Below are 2,901 nucleotides of genomic sequence, written 5' to 3'. Positions count from 1 at the left end.
GAAGTGATAACAAAACTGCGAGTAACTGTAACCGTCAGGATTTTCCTTCTGATACTCATTCCACAGGATCATCAAAGTTACGCCGGTCTTTTTAAGCTCCATTACAAAATAGGGAAAAAGCTTCGATATGTCCTCATATTTTGAGCATCTTTTGTTCCTTTGTTTTTCAAACAGTGCAAGGAACCGGCTGTCCGGAATGTCTTTAGTCTCTTCGTAGGTAAGGCCGCTCGCGTTGAAGTCCTTGAGGTACTGCGCAACAACAGGGCGAGAGATATTAAGCGCCCTGGCTATCTTCCTGTCGCTCATGTTGGTTGTTTCTTTGAAACGTATAATCTCTCGAATCTTTTTCATATTAATCCTTTTCCGTGGCATTTAGATCTCCTCTTTATAAAGTTATTGTTTCAGAGGAGATGTTATCTGGTTTTGAAGGGAAAAGGATGATGCTTTTGATTATTTTGGGCATTCCGGAAATGACCTGAAAAGTGGTAAACTTTCCTCCGGAATGGGTGGCAGGTTTCACCCGGAATTAGTGGCAGATTTGAACCGGAATGGGTGGCAGGTTTAGGCCGGAATCTACAGATCAGATTGGGATCAGTTTAAAAAATTAAAAAATAATAATCAAACGCTAAGGAGAAGAATGTTATTATGTCGAACAACGAAAAATGGGAATATGAAAGAAATATAGATGAAATCGTTTGTCGCCTCAGTGATCTTTTAGCAAGTATGATACTGATGAGTATCAAAAAAATTAACGACGACCAGAAGTACCTTATCCCCCTGTGTCAGGATAGTTGTCGCATGAACTAAAACCCGTTATAAGAGGGGGCCAAGGAGGGTTTTTCATGCGATATTCACCGGAACGTAAAGAAGCCGTGCTGCGAAAAATGATGCCGCCGCACAACCGAACCATCAGGGAACTGGCCAAGGAGGAACGGATCTCGGAGGCCACTTTGTATAACTGGCGGCAGCAGGCCCGCGACAAGGGTCTGTTGATGCCCGACGCGGATACCAATCCGGAAGGTTGGGCAGCTCGGGATAAATTCACAGCGGTAATAGAAAGCGCTTCGTTTAATGAAGCAGAGATAGCAGAATATTGCCGGAAAAAAGGGATATACCCGGAACAACTGTCTCGTTGGCGGATTGCCTGTGAACATGCCAACGACTGGGATCGTAGACGTAATCGGGAGCTTAAGAAAGAACAAAAGAAAGATCGCAACCGGATTAGGGATCTTGAACGCGAACTGCAGCGCAAGGAAAAAGCCCTTGCGGAAACCGCAGCCTTGATCGTGCTGCAAAAAAAAGTGAAGGCGATCTGGGGGGACCACGAGGAAGAATGATCAGCGTCCCGGATCGCCGTAAAACTGTTGAGCTGATCAATAGAGCTCGTAATGCCGGGTCCCGTTTGGCGTCGGCGTGCAAAATCATTGGTATCACTGCTCGCACGTATCAGCGCTGGACCCAACGCGGCGATGTCAAAGAAGATGGCCGACCGCTCGCCAAACGTCCGGAACCGGCTAATAAACTGTCGCAACAGGAAAAAGATCGTGTTTTGGAAATCTGCCATAAACCCGAAAACGCGAGCCTTCCGCCGGGTCAGATCGTGCCTTGTCTGGCCGACCAGGGGCAGTACATTGCCTCGGAGTCCACCTTTTATCGGGTTCTTCACGAGGCAAAAGAGCAGAACCATCGTGGCTATAGTCAGAAGCCAAGCAAATCTGCACTGCCGGAAGGCTATCGAGCTGCCGGCCCGAATCAAGTCTGGACGTGGGATATTACGTACCTGCACACGCCTATTCGAGGGATGTTCTTCTATTTGTATATGATCGTGGATGTGTTCAGCCGAAAAATTGTGGGATGGGAAGTCTATGACAGAGAAAATTCCGAAAATGCAGCCATATTCATCCAAAAAGCTGTATGGTCCGAAGGCTGCCTGATCAATCCGCCAGTGCTGCATGCGGATAACGGTTCTGCGCAAAAAGGCTCTACCCTGGTTGCGAAAATGCAGGATTTGGGTATCATTGCCTCGTACAGCAGACCCAGCGTGAGCAACGACAATCCATATTCTGAAGCGTTGTTCAGAACGTGTAAATATCGTCCGGGATACCCGCGAAATGGCTTCGAAACCATTGAGGATGCCCGTAAATGGGTTTTGAGTTTTGTCCGTTGGTATAACCATGATCATAGGCACAGCGCGATTCATTTTGTATCCCCGTCGCAACGCCATGCGGGACAAGACCGAGAAATCCTGAACAAGCGTCGTGAGTTGTATGAGAAGGCTAAAAGTCTTCATCCTGAACGTTGGTCTAACAAGATCCGAAATTGGGACTACATCGAAGAGGTCTGGCTAAATCCGTATGAAGAACAGAACAAGGAATCGGTTAAATTAAAAAACGCAGCATAGCCCAATGATCAATTGTTTAATGGGATGATCAGCCATAGGAGAATATAATTGGATTTTGAAATTTGCGACAACTACCTTGACAAATAGCGAGCGTAGGCGGCTGATCTCTGATCTCTGACCTCTGGCCTCTGACTTCTGACCTCTGACCATTGACCACTGACAAAGGCTCCTTATTCACTATTCAAGCTTTGACCCCAATCCCTGCGATAGCCGGCATTGGATTAAATATAAAATTAGGAAAAAACCAAGAAGGTGATATTATGATTTTATTAAAAAAAAGAAAGTGCCCAGAATGTAAAGAAGATATGGAACCAAAACTTATTAATTTGCACTATAACAAAGAAAATAGTGAACTACAAATAGAAGTGATAGGTATTCCTGCAAATGTATGCTTAAAGTGTTTTTATCGGATTATTCCCGGGAAAGTTGCAAAACACATTGATTCTTTAGTAGATCCAATTTTTGAATCAGAGATAAAATACACAGAAAAAGTCTTGCCT

Annotated in this window: 3 protein-coding genes and 1 pseudogene; 3 read left to right on the top strand and 1 reads right to left on the bottom strand. The window is 45.1% G+C overall.

What is annotated here, in order from left to right; genetic code table 11:
* Positions 1 to 372, bottom strand: a pseudogene (locus V3S16_RS08690) (hypothetical protein); the annotation flags it as partial.
* A gap of 273 nt (positions 373 to 645) precedes the next feature.
* Between V3S16_RS08690 and V3S16_RS08685 the strand changes: the two are divergent.
* The 3 genes from V3S16_RS08685 to V3S16_RS08675 all read left to right on the top strand — a co-directional run.
* A complete protein-coding gene (locus tag V3S16_RS08685; RefSeq protein WP_413884288.1) occupies positions 646 to 807 on the top strand; it encodes a hypothetical protein in 162 nt (53 codons plus the stop codon).
* Positions 808 to 842: 35 nt separating this feature from the next.
* Positions 843 to 2,401, top strand: a protein-coding gene (locus tag V3S16_RS08680; protein ID WP_413884287.1) for an IS3 family transposase whose coding sequence is annotated in 2 segments (ribosomal slippage) — positions 843 to 1,311 and positions 1,311 to 2,401 — 1,560 coding nt in all. Because the reading frame shifts where the segments join, the coding sequence is not laid out codon by codon here.
* A 149-nt stretch (positions 2,402 to 2,550) separates the two neighbouring features.
* The coding region (locus V3S16_RS08675) for a hypothetical protein (RefSeq protein WP_413884286.1) at positions 2,551 to 2,901 on the top strand (351 nt) is incomplete at its 3' end.

Source organism: Candidatus Desulfatibia sp. (assembly GCF_036446775.1).
Lineage (GTDB): Bacteria > Desulfobacterota > Desulfobacteria > Desulfobacterales > UBA11574 > Desulfatibia_A.
This window is presented reverse-complemented; position numbering and strand designations above follow the sequence as displayed.

Excerpts from the sequence above, each read along its gene's own strand:
- V3S16_RS08685 (WP_413884288.1), top strand. The coding sequence starts at position 646 with ATGTCGAACAACGAAAAATGGGAATATGAAAGAAATATAGATGAAATC.